Source organism: Pseudoneobacillus rhizosphaerae (genome assembly GCF_917563885.1).
In the GTDB taxonomy this organism is placed as follows: Bacteria; Bacillota; Bacilli; order Bacillales; family Cytobacillaceae; genus Pseudoneobacillus; species Pseudoneobacillus rhizosphaerae.
Genome location: NZ_CAKJTG010000002.1, coordinates 216,095 through 237,618 on the forward strand (window position 1 = coordinate 216,095; position 21,524 = coordinate 237,618).

Genomic DNA, 21,524 nt, shown 5'->3' on the forward strand with positions numbered 1-21,524 from the left:
GATTTTTATTTAAAAAACACAAATTTTATACAATTATTTCCATCAATCCTCCTTCACCCCTTATCTCTCTATACATTCTTCATTAATAAATATACCACTCTCGTTTAAATAGACAACATACAATTGCAAAAATTCTGTATTTTCTGTAATATCAAGGAAATGAAATTGGAGGTAGTTTTGTTTTACTTTATGGTAACTTTATAATCCACTGAAATCGTAAAATCACTGATTTGATAATTCTTTGTTGGCAATGCCTCTACCAAAATAAAAAACTGCCACCCACTAAATTTTAGCGGTGGCAGTAGGGGTTTTCTGTAGTTTTAATTATCAATCACCATTTATAGCTGAAAATAAACAAAATTTTAATTCTTCCTCTTCCTAGCCTCCAACAACCTCCGCATTCTCTCTTCTTTCTCCTCTGCGGTTAGTGTCTTCTCCACCGGCTTTGGTCGCTTCACTTTCGTTTTGCTTTCAACTGGAGTGTTAACTGAACCTGCAGCATTCGCCTCACCAACGGTCTCAGTCTTCACAACAGCTTTTTCCCTTACAGGTAACCTTTCCACCCTACTCGTGCCTCCAGTAGGCTCCACTTGCTTACGTATAAGCCAACCAAAAAGACGTCCCATTCCAAACCTTCGTATCGTGATCTCCACAAAAAACAACAAAAACGCTAACAAAATTAACCACTGGCTAATCGGCTGCTTCAAGTAATTTTTAGAAGCCGTAGGTCGAAAAGAATCCTTCTCCACTGACAGCTCTTTTCCCCCAGTCAAACCTACTAGCTCCTTCAACAAGTCCTTATTGGCCCTTTTTAATAAATATTCCTCCGAATAAGGGACCGTGAAACCAGTCTGGTACACATGAACATTTCCAGTTTGATCGGTTTGTTTCACGTTTAAAAAATACATGCCACTACTATCTGGTATCGATAATTCATATTTGCCTGGCGCGACAAGCTTTGTGTTCGTGGCGATCTGTTCACCATTTTCAGAAACAACAGCTGTTTCGAGTGGCAAGGTGTGTCCACCACCATTCGCTGCCTCAAGCGAAACAATCGTATTACCTTCATTTTTATCCAAAGAAACCCGATAAGGCTCGGTCTCATACTGCGGGAGCGTTCTCGTGACAAGGTGACTTACAAACGCTGGCCACTTCTCCCATCTTGCCCAATCTCCCGACCATTTACCTGAGAAGTCCGAGGTAAAAGCAATCGTATGTCCCATCCCATATTGCCACTCCGCCAACACTGGATCTTCCTTTTCACTCATAAAAGGAACAGCTGCCCGTGACTTAGGAGTGGTCGCAATATAAGCATTCATTTGAGGTACGCCACCTTCAGCCAGAAACGACCAATCAGGGTTCTCAACCATCACTGGAAAAAATGGATTATCTTCAATATACGTTCGTGTAGCCATCACCGTTTCCCTAGACAAAATACTTGGAATAACAGAAGCATCAATGACATCGTAAAATCTACCTGACCCCCAAAGAGCTAAATCTTCAAGAAGTCCTCGGTCCGCATCAGAACCAATGGAAACCGTAGATAACGTAATATTTTTTTCTTTTCCAGCAGCAATCAAGTCCTCATAGCTTGAACTTGTGGCGGACTGTCCATCGGTTAGCAAAATAATATGCTTCCGTTGTAGCTTCAGGTCCTCTAGTTCCTGATACGCCATTTCAAGTGAGGAGTAGATTTCCGTCCCACCACCTGGCGTAATCGAGAGAATCTCCTCTACCGTCTTCTTCTTATCCTTAAGAGGACCTGTCTCGACAATCACCCATGGACGATCATCAAAAGCAATAAAACCTAATGTATCTTCTTCACGTAAAAGCTCGACAGACCTAGCTGCCGCTTCTTTCGCTAATTCCAATTTACCACCCATCATACTCCCAGAACGGTCCAAAACAATCATGAGCCCAAGCGATGGCATTTCCTTTTTTCCCTTAATATCCATATCGACTGGCAGAAGCCGTTCAATTGGCGTTTTAAAATAACCACCAAGCCCAAAGCTCTCGTCACCACCAGCCATCACAAACCCAGTACCGAACTCCTTTACCGCTCTCTCGATTAAATTCATTTGATTCTCGGTAATGACGGTTCCAGGAACATTATTAAAAATAATCGACTGGTACTGTAAATACCCGGAAAGAACAGTCGGGAGTTTTTCCGGAACAATCACATCCACTAAAAGGCCAGTGCCTTCCAAAATGGCATCGATTTGACCACTTTCCTTACCTTGAACGACAAGTACCTTTGGTGTTCCCTTCACATCGGAAACCGAGTACATCGAATTATTCTCGATAAAGGTATCATGATCCGTTGCGATTTCGCCTTTAAAGACAGTCATTCCGGTTTCTTCGACTTTATAGGAAAAACGATAAACATTTTTTCCTTCCTTCACAGCAACATTTTCCGTTAAAACATCTTGATTATTAACGGAAATTCGTACCTTAGCACTTTTACTAGAGTTGCTATCAATGGTGAGCGAAATCTGTGCTTCCTCCCCTTTATACATGGAAGGAGGGACCTCTAGATCTGTAATTGACATATCCTCTTGGATGGCCCGCTCCATTAAGACCGAATCTAACTCTATCTTTCTATTTTTTAGAAGCTTAGCTCCTTCCTTACTATTACCGATTGTCTCGTTTCCGTCTGATAGGAGGATGATTCTTCCCCCTGAATCCTTCGGAAGGATGGAGGCCGCGAACTGAATTCCCGATTCAATATCCGTTTCGCTACCATCCACTTTCGTGTTAAACTCCGTAACAGATAGCTTTTGCTTGCCAAGAGCTTGCTCTAAAAAGGCATCCTTCCCCATTGTCACAATCGAAAAAGCATCTTCTTTGTCCTTCCCTTTAACACTTTTTTCGATCCAATCAAGAGCAACATTATCACCATTTCTGACACTATCAGAGCGGTCCATTAGAAAGATGACTTTTTCCCCTTTTACAGGTAATAGAATTTGCGGTATAGCTAATGCCAAGATTAACAAAGTGAAGATGGCCGTTCGTAATCCGGCAACCAACCAAAATTCTCTTTTTTTATTTTTCCTTACGTATAAAAATACAAGATACAATACCGGTATCAATAGTAGTAATAGTAACGGGAATTTAACCTCTAAACCCACGGCGGTAAACCTCCCATTCTATCGTTATTAAAAGTAAGGCAATAAGCGCTAACCAAAACCACATCACGTCATTTCGACTCTTCGTTTCACCTTTTACTTGACCCTTCAACTCATTCATTTTAAAAGAGGTCTCGACCGCTGGATATTTTTCACGCTCATCCATTAAAACGGAAAAATAGTTAATTTTATCATCAGCAACAGCCTGATAAGTACCAGGAAGATTGGGTGCCTTAAAGCTCCCCTTCACCAAATCAAGTGTGTACAGATTTTCGTCGTCTCCGTCATAAATCGACCATTTGGAGGAACCTTCGCTAACATTCATCCATTTTTCTTCCCCAGGTCCAAAATAGCCAAGGAAATCGGTTTGTTGCGAAAGCCATTGATAGCTATTATAGAGAAAAATCGGAAAACCAGGCTGCAGTGGCCAATCGGAATCGGTTAAATCAAAATTCACCACAATCAGCGACTTCCCATCTCGACTCCCTTTTTGAATGAGCGGTACGGATCCACTTTTTAAAATGGTTTCCCAGTCACCCTCTAATTCCTTGATAGCTTCGGCGATATAGATTTTTTTATAATCAACATATTGTAGCAATGGATCGTTTTCAGCTTGTAGCGGTTCAGTCAACTTAATCTTTTCCTTGCTAGAATTAAACAATATTAAGGGCTGTGCAGGTTGATTTTTTAATGAGCTAGTTTCCGTTATAAAAATCCCATTCATGTTCTTTTGGACATTTTTAGCATCTGTTTGTAATACCTCAACCCCTAACGTCTGAAAGCCTTTTACAGCAAAGGGATTCACATTGCCGATCGTATAAATCGGGGGATTCGTTTCGGTATAGATAGAGGTTAATTTATTATCTACCTGATAGCCATCGTCCTTCGTTATCGCCGCTTCATAGTAAGGCTTTTCAGGGAGGGAAGGAATTGGGAGAACATATTGTTCCTGACCCTTTACCGTCACCTTTTCCTTAAAAAGTAATTCCTGTGCACTATGAATCTGAAATGTGAGTTCAGTATCCTTTGAAGATTGATTTTCCAAAACAGCCACACCAGAAACTTGTTCTCCAATCGGTGCTACCCCAAAGGATAGCAGTGCTACATTGGCTAATTCTTTACCAATATTATGGACCTCGATCGGTTGCTCAACACCTGCCAGCACATCCTTCGTCACCGAATCTGAAAAAATATGAATGCTAGTATCTTTACCAGTCGACAGGGAAACAGCTAGATTCACTGCTTTTTCCATCATGCCATGTTCATAGGATAATTGGAGCTCATTGATGCTCTTCTTAATAGCCCCTTTATCCGTTTCCTTGCTAATCAGGATCTCTGGCTTCTCGCCAGCTTTTATTAACGTAACCTCTTGGCCACTCAACTTCCCTGCTAAATCTAGCAATTGTTCCTTCGCATAGTCAAAGCGAGTAGTATCCTCATATTGTGCTGACATCGTAGCTGATGGATCAATAATAAAAATCAGATGCTCCCCTTGCAAATCCTTTTGCAACCAAAACGGCCTTACGAGGGCAAACATCAGTAAGAGCAAAGCAAGTATTTGTAACCAGAATAATAGATTTTGCTGAAGCTTTTTCAACCATGGTGACGCTTGCCATTCATTTAAAACCTGTTCCCAAAGCAGATTGGAGGAAATTTTCCTTTCCTCATACTGTTTTCGAAAAAAATAAAAAAGAATGACGGCAGCGATCAAAAAGCTCAAGAGAAAAAACCATGGAAATAAAAATTGCATACCTTCACCTCTTTATGGATGGAACGGAAATCTTTTTATTGGACACTTCGGCTGCCTCCTGACCACGTTTTGTCCGATAGAGCACTCCTATTGGACATTTCGACCACTCACCAACCATGTTTTGTCCAATAGACCACTAAAAAGCCTACCGTATCAAACCTCTACTAGGAAGTTCATGAAACAATATCGACTGCATAGAATCTTGGTCGGAGACACTAATAAAATGCCCCCCATACCGCCGACAAATTTTTTCTAACTCTCTATTATGCTCCATCAGCCGTTTCTCATAATCGGAAACAATCCCCGGATTCAAACTCACATTCACAACAGCATCTGATTCGCTATCAATCAGCTTCAAATCGCCCAAATATGAAGGGGAAATCTCCTCACTGCTTAACACTTGAAGAAACCAGATTTCCTGTTTCAATGAACTCAATTTCTTCAAAAGAGCCTCCACTCGATCAAGCGGCTCCAACCCATCCGATATCAAAATCGATAACTGCTGATTCTTTGAAACAGTATTGTGCAGATTAGCGATAAATTCCCCAGTTTGCTCCCCTTCATCTAACCCCAAAATCTCTAAATATGTCCTTCGACTAGACACCGCACCCTTCCTCCGAATTGCCATCAAAGACTTCGAAGCAACCGGTGAAAAAACTAACCGATCCTCACTAGCTAACACAACATAGCTCAAAAGGGCAGCCAACCCCTTCGCAAACTCCCACTTACTCTGAATTTGCCGCATAGAAGAGGTTGAATCAAGATAAATTGCAATAGAAAGCTCCTGCTCATCTAGAAATCTCTTAATATAATGCTTTTGAGTGCGACCAAAAACATTCCAATCGATTTGCCTTACGTCATCACCAGGTTGGTACACTCGGAAATCGGAAAACTCTAACGAGGAACCAAAATGGCTCGATTGCCTAGACCCCTTATGAATGCCTCTTTTCCTTGTTTTAACCAGCAACCGCATTTTTTGAAGCCGACCAAGCAGGGCATGGTAACTACTCATTTCACTTTAGCTCCTTGGCCACTAATATGATTAATGACTTCTGTTACAATCTCATCAACGGAAATCCCATTGGCTTCCCCTTCAAAATTTAACAACAGTCGATGTCTTAACACAGGTAAGGCAAGCTGCTTGATATCGCCCACGGATACATGATATCTGCCGACACACATTGCCCGTGCTTTCGCCATTTGAATCAAGCTTTGCAATCCACGTGGGCCACTACCGAACTGAACATATTGCTTCACCATTTCTGGTGCATCCTCCGAATCCGGATGTGTTGCTGAAATTAACTCAACAGCAAAGTTCAAAATCTCCTCTGAAACTAAAATTTCTTTTGCCAGTTTCTGCAGTTCTAAAACTTCTTCAATCCCCACAACCTTTTCTAAAACAGCCGAATGTACCCCAGTCGTACGAATCGCAATTTCCTTTAATTCTTCCTTCGACGGATAGCGAACTTGAACTTTACAAACAAAACGGTCTAATTGTGCTTCAGGAAGCGGATATGTCCCTTCCATATCAATCGGGTTTTGCGTTGCGAGTACAAAAAATGGTTTTTCCATTTGCTTCGTTTCACCCATGATGGTGACCGTTTTCTCCCCCATCGCTTCCAGCAAGGCACTTTGCGTTTTCGGTGTTGCACGGTTAATTTCATCTGCTAAGACGATATTGGCAAAAAGCGGTCCTTTATGAAACGCAAATTTTTGACGTCCGTCTTCATCTGGTTGAAGAAGCATGGTTCCGGTAATATCAGAAGGCATTAAATCTGGAGTAAACTGGATTCTCGAAAATTGCAAATCTAGGCACTCAGCAATCGTCTTGATTAGCATCGTTTTTCCGAGACCCGGCAACCCCTCAAGCAGCACATGCCCTCCTGAAAAAATACTCCATAACACTTGATCAATGACCTCTTCTTGCCCAACGATAAACGATTTAATCTCATTCCTCACTCTTGAAAAGGTATCTGCCGCCACAGCAAATTGCTGCTCTTTTTCTTTTATAGAAGACATCAGTTTCACTCCTTGTTTGGATCAATTGTAGAAAAATAATTTTTGACGATATCTCCTAAATCCGCCGGCAAGTCTACGCGCTCCGTACTTTGGCGGTACGCTTGCTCATACGATTGGAACACTTCCCTATAAGGTCGAATAGTACCTTTTAAAATAGGACCAGAGCCTTCAGACTGCTGTCCCGAGGCACCTTCACCAATATTCCCATTATCTGTTTCCACATTGGAACCACCTTGCAAACGTTCTGGAATGGTCAGCATCTCCCTTGATCCCTGACCGAGTCCAGCTCCACCACCCATGCCACTTCCAGTACCGGTGCCTGTTCCAGAACCCCCGCTACCTGAACCGGAACCCGAACCGAATCCGGATCCAGAACCTGAGACAGAACCACTCCCAGATCCACTACCGTTACCATTACCATTCCCACCATTCCGTTGACCACTTGAAGAAGGCGGCTGCCCATTGGAATTAGGCGATTGCCCATTACCAGTAGTTGTCCCCGGCTTCTGCCCTCCACTTGGCTGTGAACCTGGAGGTGCAAAAGCCATCTGAGAAGGAGGCATTCCATTGGAAACCATTTGATTTTGTAAGCTCATCCCTGAATTTTGAAGAGCAGCCTGTGCCTCCGCTAACTGTTTCAGCAGCTCCGGCGACTGCATAGCCAACTCAATTTGTTTTAAAAGCTTTTCTAATTCTTCTTCAGATAGCTGCTTATCACTTTGAGAGAGCTGACTTAATGCCTTCTGCTGCTCTTTACTTAACTCATTCCATTGCTTATTTAATTCCTTCAACTCTTTTTCAAAAGCCTCCAGATTCTTTTTCTCTAGTAAATTGGCTAATTCCGACAAACCACTCCGATTTAAATCCTGCTGCCAATCCTCCAACGCCTTCTGTTTTTCTTTTTCTTTCAGCGCTTGTAGCTCTAGTTTTTTCGATTGCTTTTCTAATTCCTTCAAAGCCTCTTCAGCCGTTTTTGCCTGACTCAGCTTCTTTTCAACTTCCTTTAAAGCCTTTTTCACCTCTGGATTCTTTTCCTTTTCAATCTTTTCCTCCAGCTTTTTCTCCGCTTCCTTCACAAGCTTGATTTCCTTTTCCTTCTTAACAGCCAGTTCAAATGAATCGGGAACCGTGTAATAGATAACCACCGCTGCTAAAAAAAACATCAGCCCACCAGTCAGCCATTTAGGAAACCAAGCATACTTTTTGCGCTTTTGAACCTGGTTCTCCACCTTTTTCATCCAAGAAACCGCATCAGCTAACTGCAATTGCTCCAGCTCACCTTCACGATTTAGAAAGGAGTAGGCTGTCAGCACCCGATCCTCCGAAACAAACGAATTATAGACAAACGCCGCCGCCTGCAATCCAGGTCGTTTCAACCAAACTCTTATGAAAAAAAACATCAACAATAGGGCGAACATTGCCAGGAAAAAGGAGTTGATAAATGGAACAACAACCACACTAGCAACTGCAACCAATAGGAAGACACAAGCTCCTGCTAGTAAAAGCAGGAGCTGAAATTCCTTTAGGATCAGTTTTAACAATAGCTGACGTCGGATTGGTATCAGTAACTTTTCAAATTGTTTTTGATTTTCCACCTAATCCCATCCTTTAGCCTTTTTTCATATTTGGACGAAGCATTTTAATACTAAGCAATAAGGCCCCTAGAAAAATAACCGTGTACGAAATCAAGAATGAAATCCAAAGCGGGAATTCAATCCCAGTTCCTCGCTGTATTTCTTTTATTATTTCTGGTTGAAACGTTCCTAACAAAACAATCGGTGGATTGAGCATCGCTGTAAAATAAGGAAATGGATTATTGCCTCCTGCAGGATTATAAAATCCTCTATCCAGCTGCATCAAAATTAACGTTAAAAACGCTGTACCCCCCGCTAAAAATAGCGTCACGCCATAGGTCGTTACCATCGATACAATCGTTTTTCGAATCAATGTTGAAAACAGTACCCCAATACTTCCAAACGTAATGATGGTAAACGTGTAAAAGCCAATCATTGTGAGTAATTGACCTGGAGAGATTCCTCCAAATAAAAACACAATGCTATATAAAGGCAAGCTTGCGATAATCAAGAGCAACAAGAATGATATCGAAGAGAGGAGCTTACTTACGATAATACTAGTTGAGCTTTGAGTAGTAGTCAGCATGATATTTAATGTCTGTCGTTCACGCTCACTACTGATAACACCTGCGGTTAAGCCTGGCGTAATAAACAAAATGAGAGCTAACTGAAGCACAGAGAGAATCATAAACATCTCTCGGCTCTGGTCTGGCTTAAAGTATCCTTGGCTATTGGTCATTGATTCAATAAAGACAAATCCAATAATCAAGATAGCCAATGCAAGTAAATAAAACAGTATGCCCAGAAAGCTTTTAAACGTCCGAAACCGAAGCTTAAATTCTTTATTTAACACGGGATTAACGACGAAGTTCTTCACGCTAACTCCACCCCCCTAGTAATTTCCATAAATACATCCTCTAAATTAGTCTCTACTTCCGAAAAGCTAATAATCGGTAGCTGATGCAAGATGGCCTTTTTTAATAAAACTGTTTGTTCTTCCGATGAACCTCGATAAATGAATTGAAGCGAGTTTTCTTCTTCCCGATGAATTAATTTTGAAACATAAGGATCGTCCTCAAAAAACGCAATCGCCTGTTCAAGACCCTCCATCATTTTAACAATGATCATCTTTTCTCCTTGTAGCTTCGCCTGGATATCCGAAACGGAGCCTTCCGCCACAAGCTTTCCGCCATCAATAATTCCAAGAGTATCACACATTTCTGCTAGCTCTGGAAGGATATGAGATGAAATTAGGATAGTTTTCCCCATGCTTTTTAGCTCTTTCAAAATTTCTCTCATTTCTACTCGTGCTCGTGGGTCTAGTCCAGATGCTGGTTCATCTAAGATCAACACTTCAGGATCATGAATCAAGCTTCTTGCTAAACATAAGCGCTGCTTCATTCCTCTTGATAATAAATCGACATAGGAATCACGCTTATGAGTTAAATTCACCAAATCTAACAGCTGTGGGATTAGTTTTTGCCTTTCAACTAATGGAATTCCATAACTTGCTCCATAAAAATGCAAGTATTCATCCGCTTTTAACTGATCATATACTCCAAAGAAATCGGGCATGTAACCAATTTGCCTTCTTACCATCTTTGTATCCTTCTGAACATTATAGCCATTAATATAAGCAGTCCCAGAAGTTGGCGCTAAAAGCGTCGCCAGAATCGAAAAGGTGGTAGATTTCCCCGCTCCGTTTTGACCAACAAATCCAAATACCGTTCCTTTTTCAATTTGGAGGCTAAGCGAGTCGAGTGCTGTAAATTTTCCATATCGTTTTGTTAGTTCCATTATTTCAATCACGGTGTCACTTCCCCTTTCACAGTGACCTGAGGTAGATATACATAGGGATCACCTTTTGAATTTTTATGAACCTTAATAAGAATCTCGCCGCTTCTTGAGAAAAATTGTTCCACCTGATCCTCCTTTTTAAAGGATACCGTGTTTTGATTTTCTTTAATTGGCACGTACTTTCTTGTTACTTGATTGAAGATGGAGTATTGAAGCATTTGTCCATTCATTTGCAGACTTAAACTATCTATTAGGATGTTTTTTCCTCTTATTTGATCAGGTAGCTGAATAATATAATCATACTCCCCGTCTTCCATCATCATCTCATTCGGGGTTCCATTAATTCCCTTCTCATGAATAACTCCATTTACAACTTCCACTCTAGTATTGAGCATTTCAGGTTTTAAATTAAACTTCCCCATAAAATCGCTCTCAGCAACAAACGATGACAGAATCAGGTTGAGATTGTTTTGCTTTTCATTCTTTCCTACCATATTCACATCGACAATAGCATCTTTTGTAATACCTCCGACAAGGGGTTGATTATCAAAATCGCCATTTAAAAATACAAACGAAGCGTACTGAAGTCTCTCCATTTTCATTTTTTCAAGATTATTTTGTTGATACATACCTGAATTCGATAGCATCGCTGGTGCTGTAAAAAAGCTTTGCTTTATTTTCTGATTCACCTGGAGCGTTTCTCCTGCTTTTAACGGACCGATATTTATTTTTTGAGACCCTGACCAAATAAACAGCTCTATAAAGTCATAGGGAAATCCATTTTGAATCGTCCCCGTTAACTGGTTATTTTTTAAAGAAAGCTTAACCGTAAAGTCGCCTTCACTTTCCTTTTGGGCCTTTCCGTAAATCGTTTTAGAGGACCAGTATCCGACTTCTCGGAACGTGATTTCATTTTCCTTGCGTTTTTCCTCTGTGACCGCGACCAAGGAAGCATCCATATTGGGTGAATTGTTGTTCAAGTGCGGTGCTGCTCGATACTGGTCTTTCGGTACAGAAAGCTTATACTCCCCGCTCCGATTAGATAAAAGTGTATTCGCTTGATAACCATTCAACTGTTGGTCTTGTACCTTAAAAAATCCCATTTGATTCATCAATGGCTCTGCAATTCGGTCCTTTGCACCAAGACCAAATACAATACTAGACATCACCACAGCAAGAGTGGGAATTACCCACCATGAATGTTCGCGTTTATCCAATTTGCGTAAAACAAAATAGAGAATCGGAACAAGGACAATCAAGTAAATAAGCACAATGATGATAATCTGAGACACGGAATAATTAGCAGCTGGGAAATATTCATTCGTTTCCGCAAACTCCCAATAAAGCTGATCATACAAATCCTGGCCATTACGATTGCTGCTGAAGCTACTTTTATCTGCTTCATCAATGAATATCTCAAACCATGAACTATATCCTTCCCAGGTTGATAACGGCTGGTCACCAAGAGAAAAGCTAGTTTGCAAGATGGTTCCTCTGCCAAAATCCTTTTTGATCGTGGCTGGAAGGTTGCCGCTTTTTTGAAGAATTTCGGCACCTGCTTCAACTGCTCCTGTAAAAAGATTGATTTGTTTAAAAGCGATTTGATCATTTGTAGCCGTTAATAGAAAACTAGTCTCTCCTACACTTTCAACTTCCATTTTCATTGGTAGTATCGGATATAAAAGTCCATAGGACCCACTTGCATCTGGTGCTGCTCCTGCTACAAGAACTCCACCTGATCTAACCCAGTCTTTAATCGCAACTTGCTGTGTTTCATCTAATTGTGAAACAGCATATTCATCCACGACTAAATAATCGACCATATCAAGCCCCAAGCCTTGCTTTGGTAGCTGTTCCTTTTTTAATGGCAGCAACTCAATTGCAGGAAGTGTTCTCCATTCCTTTACGCGGTCATAATTCTCACTGAGAACACCAATGACTTGATCACTATAATCTATGTATCTAGGTTTAAACGCCTTTTCACCTTTGAAGGTCACTTCATTTCCTTTTTTCCAGCTACCCTCATATAGATGAATCGTTTGCATCACTTGAAACGACGATTGACCCTCTTCAATTAAACCTGGCACTGATACTTGATACGTTTTCGAGCTTCCTTCAGGCAATTCCACATGTAGGGACATGGCACCACCCGTATTATAAGAAGGGGTATATTGAATTAATAAGTCCCCACTAAAAGCTTCACCGTTATTTTCTAGTTTAATAGATGCAGGAAAGCCTCTACCTCTCTTTACCTTCCCATCAAAGCCCGCATCAATGGAAACATTAATATTCACACTCTTTGCTTTTGCTGGCAGTGTGAGGTTTCCGAATATTAATAGAAAAATGATGAGCGTGACAACTACTTTTATATACTTGTACAACTTTATCCCCCCTAGATAGACTCTCTCTATTTATTATAGACGTTAGAAAATCGAAAAAGTTTTGTTTTTCCCTTATTTTAGGAAAATTCAATACTTTCCGCCTATTTGCATCTATATAAATAGACGAATACAGAAGCCTACACCCCTACACAAATTTTAAAAAAGCATGCTACCCTCTTTATTCCGACTAAATTATCAATAATTCCGACTTTCCGAGGATTTTTCCCGACTGTTTTTACAGTTATTCCGACCGCTTTTGCAATAATTCCGACTATTTCACAATTCCGTCACAAACTAAACCATTAATTACCTTTTTTTGTAAAATAAAAAACCACTTACCACCTACAAAACAAGAAAAAGCAGGGTTCCAATACCCTGCTTTCAACCAACACTATTCTTTCTCCGCATGCCGCTCAATCTCCGCAGAAATTTTCTCCTGAATCCCGTTCACAACCTCAAAATCCATTGCCCCGATATAGATTTCTTCTAACTCATCATGAAGCGATTTGGCATTCGCTAAATACGAAATGGCCTCCTGCATTTTTCCTTTATAACGACCAGCAATATCAGCAATATCTTCCGCAAAAATTTCATCTGTTCCTGGTGCAATTAATTCCTCATACATATCGATAATTTCGTCTCTGTCGCTGTTTGGAAAGTACTCATGTGGTGCCGTGCTATCAAAAATCGCAAAGCCTAACTCTCTTACGATGACCATATCCAAACTATTTGGATCAAAGCCACAATGATAAACCTCCACATCAAAGCCCTTATCCTCAGCAGCAGCAGCTATTTTCTTCAGCATCGTTGATTTCCCTGAGCCCGCTCGCCCTTTAATGAAATACCGTTTGGATAAATCCTCCGTTAAATTCGGAACAAAATCCACTGCCCCCTGTGGAGTGGCTGCCCCTAAGAAACGATGCCTTACATCCGCTTTTTTATTTAGCTTTATTTTTCCAAAAAACTTATCAATCAACGAGCTAGTCAACTGATTTGCCTTTTCAAAATCCATACTATTAATATAGATTTTTTCCCACTCATCATGAACCCTTAAAGCTTCAGCGAAGGTAGAATAAGCGGTTTGGAACGAATCCGTTATTTTCCCCGTTAGCTTTACGATATTTCCTTTTTTCCCTACCAATTTATCAGAATTCCACGCTTCGCCTAAGTTAATATACTCCTCCACTGCCCCTGGTGCCGTTGGCTCAATCACATGTGGAGCTGTCCCGTCGACAACCCCTACCCCAAGCTCGCGAATAATCACACCATCAATCGAATTATTGTCCGATGAACAATGTAAAAGCTCAATATCATAGCCTTTGCGCAACCACTCTTCACCGATTTTTTTCATCATGGACGATTTCCCTGTCCCAGGTCCACCTTTTAAAATAAACAATCTATCTAACCCTTCTAAATTAGATTGGTATAGATTATGGAATCCTCGAGCAGTATTCCCACCTGCATAATAGTTTCTAATTTTACCGGCCACGTTCAAACACTCCTTTGGTGACATCAGTCTTGATTCTCACCAACTATATTATGCAATGGGCTAAAAATAGGTGATTGCCTAATATTTCCTCAAAAAAATGCTAGCAGAACAATACTGCTAGCACTTTCTTTATGTCATACGATAAACTCGAGTTTCATATGGACGCAGCGTCATCACACCAGCCCCAGCGCCCTCATCAACAGGATAATTATTTAACAGAAGCTCCGCAAACTGACCCTCATCCACCACAAACTCCGCAACCGACTTCGTTAAGTTGGACATAACCAGCACCTTACCGTCATCCCCACTCCGCGTATAAGCGTAGACCTGGGGATGATCCTCATCAACCAGATCATAAATCCCGTACGTAAACACCTGATTTTCTTTCTTAAGACGAATCATTTTTTTATAAAAAGAAAGGACAGATTCTGCATCGTTCTCTTGCTTGCCAACATTAATTTGTACGTAGTTCGGATTGACCTTCATCCAAGGGGTACCGGTTGTAAAACCAGCATTCGCATCCGTTGACCATTGCATTGGAGTTCGGCTATTATCACGAGCGGACGCCCAAATAATTTCCATAATCTCTTCATGTGGTACACCAGCTTCTCTTTTTAAACGATACATATTTTTAACAGCAACATCATCGTAATCATCAATCGAAGGGAACTGAACATTCGTCATACCAATCTCCTGACCTTGATAAATAAACGGTGTACCTTGCATTAAGAAGTACATTGCTGCCATCGAAGTTGCACTTTGATACCAGTATTCCTCATCATTTCCCCAAGTCGAAACCACTCTTGACTTGTCATGATTTTCAATAAATAACGCATTCCAGCCATTGTTTTCAAGACCCTTTTGCCAACGTGTTAACGTCTCTTTTAAACCCAAAACATCTAGCTCTTTTTTCTTTTCCGCATCCCATAAATCCAAATGCTCAAATTGGAAGACCATATTCATTTTACCCTCGTCTTCGCCAACCCAAAGGTGAGCATCCTCGGTTTTAACTCCATTCGCTTCGCCAACGGTCATCACATCATATTTCGCGTATGTCTCGTCGTTAAATTCCTGCAAAAATTCATGAATGCCTTCCTGATTCATGTGCATCTCAAACGATGAAACGTATTTCTCATTTTTCGGATTAGGCATATCAGGTAAACCTGGACGTTTTTTAATATGACTAATTGCATCAATCCGGAACCCATCAATCCCTTTATCCAACCACCATCTCATCATTTCATAAATGGCCTGGCGAACCTCTGGATTTTCCCAGTTTAGATCCGGTTGTTTCACAGAGAAAAGATGCATATAGTACTGGTCAGTTTTTTCATCGTATTCCCAGGCTGAGCCACCAAAAATACTTTCCCAATTGTTCGGTTCCGCTCCGTCCTTCCCATCGCGCCAAATATACCAATCACGTTTCGGAGAATCCTTCGAAGAACGTGATTCCACAAACCACTGATGCTCGTCGCTTGTATGGTTCGGAACAAGGTCAATAATCAGCTTCATCCCACGTGCATGAACTTCTTTTAACAGCTGATCAAAATCGGCCATCGTTCCAAATTCCGCCATAATATCTTGGTAATCTGAAATATCATAGCCATTATCATCATTTGGCGATTTGTACATCGGACAAATCCAAATTACATCAATTCCTAGCTCTTTTATATAATCTAAACGCTGAATAATCCCCTGTAAGTCACCAATTCCATCACCATTCGAATCCTGAAAGCTGCGTGGATAGATTTGATAGCCCACCGCTTCCTTCCACCATATCTTTTTCATCTATTTTCCCTCATTATTCGTATATTTTTATTTAGTATGGCTTGCGCAAGCGATTGCACATGCGTATATGTTAGTAGTTTACCCTTTCAATGTTTATTTTTCAATTATTTTCATTCTGGAAAAGGGTTAGGAAATGCATTTAATCGCCAGTTTTCACAGTTTAATCGCCTGAAACTCGAATTTAATCGCCTATTTTTAGCCTTTAATCGCCTAATAATCTATTTTAATCGCCTACTACCTTTTTCTAACCAAAAAGGGAACTTTTATTTTACGAATCAAAAAAGCTGACCCAAAGTAATCTGAGTCAGCCATTATACTATTATTGAAACCAAGCTTGATAATATCGAGAAACCGCTACAGCAAAGTCCCCACGAGTCACATTTTTCGCCGGTGAAAAAGCGGCTTCCACTGTTGGCTGTAAATCATATGGCCCTTGTTTCACACTAAATGTTGCATTCAAAATGTTTAAATCTAAAGCTACCTGAACATAGCCTTTTAAATGAGCCGGTATGCTCGGTGCATCCTTAACCAAAATTCGGCTATCCTTGTATTGAACGGTTACATTTCCGGAAAATGCTTGGGCTTGGGATTGTAATCCTAGTGCCTGCACAAGTGAATAAGCAAGCTCCGCACGAGTGACTACACTATCAGAGCCGAACGTTCCATCCGATTTAAGCAACATGACGCCATTATCCGTTTGCGAATGGTTGCGAATTGACGCCCCCTTTGCTAAAACAGCTTGAACGAATGGAACATCAGCCCCGTTCACACCACTTAATGTAGTAGCACTCTTTGCCTGACGAACCCCTGTCCCCATTACTAAATACTTAGCTAACTCCTTGCGCAGTAAATTTTGACCAGGTTTAAAGGTACCATCGCTATAACCGTCTACTAATCTTTCATTTACGGCCATTTTAATTGCCTCTGCAGCTGGATGTCCCGCAATATCATTCAAACCTGAAAAACCGCTTACCCTTGAAAAAGAAAGGGTACCGTTCACTGTTTCAGGAAAAGCCAAACCAACTGGATTTAACTCATTACCTTTTAAGCCCCTTATTTCAGCCTTCCACACTCCTGCAGTTGGAGAATTAACGGAAACGGTACGATCATAATAAAGGGGGAAAAGTAAGCTAACACCTGAACTGTACTCGGTACCATCTGGGGCAATCAAGACAAGATTAATTGGATTTCCAGTTTGGCCCAGTAATCCAGCTCCATCCACTCTGGCAGTTAGCTGGGAAAGCCCGCTACTTACCTCAAATGAATATTGATTACTAGAAAGTGTGACCGGATTATACACTACCTGAAACGGAATTCGGTCAACCGTTGAATCGGCATTGCTATGAAATGTTTGATTGGCATTGACAGTGGAACCGTACTTTGTACCAAACATTACCGATTCTATAGCTGCATAAGCGTTAATATATCCTGTTCCAACCTCCCACGTTTCATAGCCTGGCATATTGGTAGCCGTATCTTGTAAAACTTGCTTGATTTCATCTGGCGAAAGTTCAGGCTTCGCCTCTAGTAATAGAGCAACAATTCCAGCAGCATGTGGCGTTGCCATCGAAGTTCCACTCATGGACGTATAAAAGGGTAGATAAGCCGGTTCAATTAATTCAGCATCTGCTTGAATTGCTAAGCTTGAAACTGGCCCCAACACACGAGTAGATATAATATCCACTCCTGGTGCAACAACCGTTGGTCGATCCTCCCAATTCCAGACCTTGCCATCCATTTCAAATGTCCCACCTACACCCTTTGTTCCACGAGAGGAAAAGTCTGCTAATGATCCATCCTTTTCTCCTGCTCCAATCGAAATCACCCAAGGGGCCTTTGCATAAGGATTATGAGTATTTTCACCGGGGCCTTCATTACCTGCAGCGAATAAAACCGTAATTCCACGGTCATAAGCTTCTTTACTAGCGACATTAATCGGGTTATTTGGATCAAAATCCCCTGATGAACCCCAAGAGTTTGTAATTACACGAATGTTATAACGTGCTTGGTTGGCAATTGCATAGTCAAATCCACCAATTCCATCTAAAACGAACAATGCCGCTCCAGAACCATATCCAATTAGATCTGCACCGGGAGCCACACCTTCATACTTTCCACCCGACATTGCCCCAGTGCCACCAACTGTCCCAGCAACATGTGTCCCATGGCCAGAATTTGTATCTGTATTTACAACATTCTCCAAATAGGTAACGGGCAATAAACTAGGTTCTAAGGCGTTTAAATTAGTGGAGGCCATAACATTTTGGACAAGATTCTTTCCAAATTCAATATCCTTATGGGTACCGTCTACTCCACTATCGTTCACGACTACACCTACACCTTTACCTGACAGTGGAAATCCACCATTTGCCTTCTGGAACACAGAATCTGTTCTAGCCTTATCCACACCTGTTAGGGCAGTAGCATCATAGTTATAGTATTCTAGTTTTTTATTTAAATAGACTGACTTAATACCCGGTGAGCTTGCTAAAGCTTTCACTTGCTCCTTTGTCGCTAATACTCCAGCGATTGGTAATGTTTTCATCGTTACACCTGTTTTAATACCTATCGACTTTAGCAACTCTAACTGACTGCTAGTTGGTGCTTTATTCCCATCAAATGTGACAATGACCTGCTGTGGCACTAACGTTTTTTCTAAGGCTACCAACAGCTCAGCATCCACTGTAGCCGTTTGTGACTGGGCTTTTACCATTGACATACCAGCAAACAACGGTGTTAACAGTAACAAAGTACTAAAAAATATAGCCATTATTCTTTTCAAATGAACCTTCCTCCTTTGAAAATAAACTAAAGTTCTTATTACTATTATCTGAAATTTATGGGTCCGTTCCTATTCCACAAAGGTTATAAATAAGTGTTATGTAGTACTATCTTTCACCTCCTCCAAAAGGCTTAGAGGAGTAGTACTTATTCATTCTTTATAGAAAAAAACTGATTGCACAATAAAATGCAATCAGTTTTAAATGGATTATTCGGCTTGGTAATTCGCGTAGTACCTTGTAATCGTAACTGCGTAATCTGCACGTGTAACAGTTCTAGCTGGGTCAAATTTGGCCTTTACCGTCGGAACTAAATCGTAAAGCCCTTGTTCTACTGAAAAATACGCATTTAAGATATTCATGTCTAATGCTAACTGTACATATCCTCTTAAGGCAGCTGGAATGAGGGCAGAATCTTGAATCGCAATACGTGAATCACCATACTGAACCGTCAACTTTTCAGATGTTCGACTTTTCGCTTCCTTCTCTAATCCCAGTGCTTGAATGAGCGAGTAAGCTAATTGCAAACGATCCACCTTTCCCTCTGGTGAGAAGGTACCACTCGTAACAGGAAGGATCACACCGCTCGTTGTTTGCCCTACATCCTTTAAGGCAGAACCTTTGGCTATAACTGCTTCTACAAATGGTACGTCATCTGCCCTTACATCAGTAAAGGACTTTAAGCCATCTAAAGGTAAATATTGACGAACCCCAGCTCCCATAACAAGAAAGCGTGCCAATTCGACGCGTTTCAACGGTTTATCTGGTTCAAAATTTTTAGTGCTTTTACTATCTACTAATCTCTCAGAAACGGCAAGCTTGATGGCTGATTCAGCCGGGTGGCCAGAAATATCATTTAAACCAGTGTACCCACTTGATTGTTTTAAAACTATCTCGCCACTAACTGTTTCAGGGAGTGCAATTGCTTTTTGAAGCCCTTCAACAACTAATGTCCATGTGCCTGCCTTTGGATTAACGACTTGAACAGCTCTATCCATATATAAGGGGAAAAGAGCCGAGATCCCGGATGAATAGCGAATTCCATCTGGACCAATTAAGGATAAATTCAAAGTATTTCCTGTTGTTCCTAAAATACCCACAGCATTGAATTTTGCAACAAGTTCTGTTTGTCCATCACCAACTGTAAAGGTAGTTTGGTTCGAACTTGTTATGAGAGGGTTGTAATTAATTGTGAAGGACTGCTTGTTTTCAACCATTTTCGCAGCTGCTTGAAAAGTTTGATTGGTATTTAATGTATTGCCATAGTCTCTTTGATTAAAGGCTGCATCGACTGCCGCATATGCGTTCACATAACCAGCCCCTACTTCCCAATCCTCATAGCCTGGCATATTGGTGGCAGTATCTTGTAAAATCTGCTTCACTTCAAGCGGTGATAAACCTGGATTCGCATCTAGCAATAAGGCAACAACCCCAGCTACATGTGGAGCCGCCATCGACGTCCCGCTCATTGTTGTATAATAAGGGATATAAGCAGGTGGGATATTTGCGACATCATCTGGTGCGCCTAAAGCAGCAACAGGGGCAATAACTCTCGTTGAAACAATGGCTTCACCAGGTGACGTAACGGTAGGTTTATCCACCCAATTCCACTCCACTCCATCAACTGTAACCGTACCACCCTTATCTTTTACACCTCTTGAAGAAAAATCAGCTAGCTTTCCTTGTTTTGTTCCAGCCGCAACGGTAATCACCCAAGGTGCCTTTTTATAATTACCCGAAATCGTTGAATCGGTTGGACCTGAATTTCCGGCAGAGAACACAGTCACGATTCCACGGTCATAAAGAGCCTTTGTGGCTACATTGATAGGATTAAACGGGTCAAAGTCGGTACTAGAATCACTAGTATCACCCCAAGAGTTTGTAATAACGCGAATATTGTATTGGGCTTGATGTGTTAATGCATACTCAAACCCACCTAATGTATCTAACATCGCTACAGCTGCTCCCGACCCATAGCCAATTAAATTAGCTCCTGGTGCAACCCCCTCATATTCCCCACCTGACATTGCTCCGGTACCACCAACAATTCCCGTGACATGTGTCCCATGCCCAGAGCTCGTATCCGTATTTGGAACATTTTCAATGTAAGAAATCGGTAATAGTTCACTTTGAGCATTTAAATTTGTCGCACCCAAAACATTTTGTACAAGGTGAGAGCCAAATTCATGGTCTTTATGTGTGCCATCGACACCACTGTCATTAATAACGACACCAACACCTGCTCCTGATACTGGTAAACCACCATTTGCTTGACGGAAAGTGTCTTCTGTACGAAGTCGGTCAACTCCTGTTAATTCTGTCGCTTCTTTGTTTTCATACTTTAAAGGCTTATTGTAATAAATAGATAAAACATTTTCGTTCTTTGCAAGCTCCTCTACTTGAGCTTTAGTCGCTAATACTCCAGCAATCGGTAATTCGTTAAAAACGACCCCTTTCTTTAGTCCTACTGTCTCTAACAAATTTAACCGATCTGAAGATTCTTTTTTAAACGTTACAATTACCTGTTGTGGTGTGACTAAATCAGTAAATCTCTTCACTAATTCTGTATCAATAACTGCAACTGTTGTCGTGGCGTTAACTGAATGATATGGAACAATACAACTAAGAACTGATCCAAGAGTCAAAAAAATTGACAGCAATATGGCCCGTATTTTCATAGAAAATTCCTCCCTATTCCTTTCTTTTCATTATTGCACTAATTAGAAGGAGGGCCAATTCTACAGAGGCTATATCTTACTTAAGCAAATGTACTATTTTAGAATATAACTTTAGTAGTATAGGTAGAGTTTTTATATAAATT

The 21,524-nt window shown here is 40.9% G+C and carries 12 protein-coding genes; all 12 read right to left on the bottom strand.

Translation table 11 applies throughout. The features are described from left to right. Nucleotides 1-362: 362 nt before the first annotated feature. The 12 genes from LRP83_RS02270 to LRP83_RS02325 all read right to left on the bottom strand — a co-directional run bounded on the left by LRP83_RS02270 (nt 363) and on the right by LRP83_RS02325 (nt 21,381). Entirely contained in the window at nt 363-3,128 is a 2,766-nt protein-coding gene (locus tag LRP83_RS02270) for a VWA domain-containing protein (RefSeq protein ID WP_230495042.1), read from the bottom strand. Beyond that, the gene (locus LRP83_RS02275; protein WP_230495043.1) at nt 3,112-4,875 is read right to left on the bottom strand and encodes a vWA domain-containing protein; all 1,764 of its coding nucleotides are present in this window, start codon (nt 4,873-4,875) and stop codon (nt 3,112-3,114) included. The genes LRP83_RS02270 and LRP83_RS02275 overlap by 17 nt, the downstream gene beginning before the upstream one ends. A gap of 145 nt (nt 4,876-5,020) precedes the next feature. After that, a complete protein-coding gene (locus tag LRP83_RS02280) occupies nt 5,021-5,887 on the bottom strand; it encodes a DUF58 domain-containing protein (protein ID WP_230495044.1) in 867 nt (288 codons plus the stop codon). Further along, nucleotides 5,884-6,894, bottom strand: a complete 1,011-nt coding sequence (locus LRP83_RS02285) for an AAA family ATPase (protein ID WP_230495045.1) — start codon at nt 6,892-6,894, stop codon at nt 5,884-5,886. The genes LRP83_RS02280 and LRP83_RS02285 overlap by 4 nt, the downstream gene beginning before the upstream one ends. A gap of 5 nt (nt 6,895-6,899) precedes the next feature. Beyond that, entirely contained in the window at nt 6,900-8,489 is a 1,590-nt protein-coding gene (locus LRP83_RS02290; RefSeq protein ID WP_230495046.1) for a DUF8809 domain-containing protein, read from the bottom strand. Nucleotides 8,490-8,502: 13 nt separating this feature from the next. Then, entirely contained in the window at nt 8,503-9,345 is an 843-nt protein-coding gene (locus LRP83_RS02295) for an ABC transporter permease (RefSeq protein WP_230495047.1), read from the bottom strand. After that, nucleotides 9,342-10,277, bottom strand: a complete 936-nt coding sequence (locus LRP83_RS02300) for an ABC transporter ATP-binding protein (RefSeq protein WP_230495048.1) — start codon at nt 10,275-10,277, stop codon at nt 9,342-9,344. The genes LRP83_RS02295 and LRP83_RS02300 overlap by 4 nt, the downstream gene beginning before the upstream one ends. Continuing rightward, complete coding sequence (locus LRP83_RS02305; protein WP_230495049.1) at nt 10,274-12,646, bottom strand: DUF8725 domain-containing protein; 2,373 nt, start codon at nt 12,644-12,646, stop codon at nt 10,274-10,276. Before LRP83_RS02305 ends, LRP83_RS02300 begins: the two co-directional genes overlap by 4 nt. A gap of 391 nt (nt 12,647-13,037) precedes the next feature. Further along, nucleotides 13,038-14,135, bottom strand: coding sequence for a PRK06851 family protein (locus tag LRP83_RS02310; protein ID WP_230495050.1), 1,098 nt, complete (start codon nt 14,133-14,135; stop codon nt 13,038-13,040). A gap of 129 nt (nt 14,136-14,264) precedes the next feature. After that, nucleotides 14,265-15,923 (bottom strand): glycoside hydrolase family 13 protein, encoded by a 1,659-nt coding sequence (locus LRP83_RS02315; RefSeq protein ID WP_230495051.1) that lies wholly within the window; start codon nt 15,921-15,923, stop codon nt 14,265-14,267. 319 nt (nt 15,924-16,242) lie between these two features. After that, on the bottom strand, nt 16,243-18,705 hold the full coding sequence (locus LRP83_RS02320) for a S8 family serine peptidase (protein WP_230495052.1): 2,463 nt from the start codon (nt 18,703-18,705) through the stop codon (nt 16,243-16,245). A 207-nt stretch (nt 18,706-18,912) separates the two neighbouring features. Beyond that, complete coding sequence (locus LRP83_RS02325; RefSeq protein ID WP_230495053.1) at nt 18,913-21,381, bottom strand: S8 family serine peptidase; 2,469 nt, start codon at nt 21,379-21,381, stop codon at nt 18,913-18,915. Nucleotides 21,382-21,524: the final 143 nt, after the last annotated feature.

What these genes read in the sequence shown, in the direction of transcription:
- LRP83_RS02275 (WP_230495043.1), bottom strand. Translation starts at nt 4,875, where the DNA reads ATGCAATTTTTATTTCCATGGTTTTTTCTCTTGAGCTTTTTGATCGCT.
- LRP83_RS02280 (WP_230495044.1), bottom strand. Translation starts at nt 5,887, where the DNA reads ATGAGTAGTTACCATGCCCTGCTTGGTCGGCTTCAAAAAATGCGGTTG.
- LRP83_RS02285 (WP_230495045.1), bottom strand. Translation starts at nt 6,894, where the DNA reads ATGTCTTCTATAAAAGAAAAAGAGCAGCAATTTGCTGTGGCGGCAGAT.
- LRP83_RS02315 (WP_230495051.1), bottom strand. Translation starts at nt 15,923, where the DNA reads ATGAAAAAGATATGGTGGAAGGAAGCGGTGGGCTATCAAATCTATCCA.
- LRP83_RS02325 (WP_230495053.1), bottom strand. Translation starts at nt 21,381, where the DNA reads ATGAAAATACGGGCCATATTGCTGTCAATTTTTTTGACTCTTGGATCA.